Annotated in this window: 1 pseudogene; it reads left to right on the top strand. The window is 67.6% G+C overall.

The window, feature by feature from the left end:
• Nucleotides 1-315 (top strand): annotated as a pseudogene (locus EN845_RS34500) (EamA/RhaT family transporter); the annotation flags it as partial.

Here is a 315-nt window from a genome sequence, read left to right as displayed (position 1 = left end):
TCGCGGCGCCCTGTTCATGGTCGTAGCCATGATCGGCTTCACCCCCAACGACGCGATCACCAAATTCTCTTCCGAATCGATGAACATGGCGCAGGTCATGCTGGTGCGCGGCGCCTTCGCATCGCTCTTCGTCGGCCTGCTCGCCTGGCAGCGCGGCGCGCTTGCCGATCCTCGCGCCATGCTGCAGCCCATGGTCGCGGCGCGCGTCGCCGGCGAAGCCGGCGCCACGGTCTCCTTCCTCGTCGCTCTGGCGCATCTTCCGATCGCCAACGTCTCCGCCGTTCTGCAGGCGTTGCCGCTCGCCGTGACGATGGG

Source organism: Mesorhizobium sp. M8A.F.Ca.ET.202.01.1.1 (assembly GCF_004791595.1).
Taxonomy (GTDB): domain Bacteria; phylum Pseudomonadota; class Alphaproteobacteria; order Rhizobiales; family Rhizobiaceae; genus Mesorhizobium.
The sequence above is the reverse complement of the archived record's forward strand: the minus strand, read 5'-3'. Positions and strand labels throughout refer to the sequence as shown.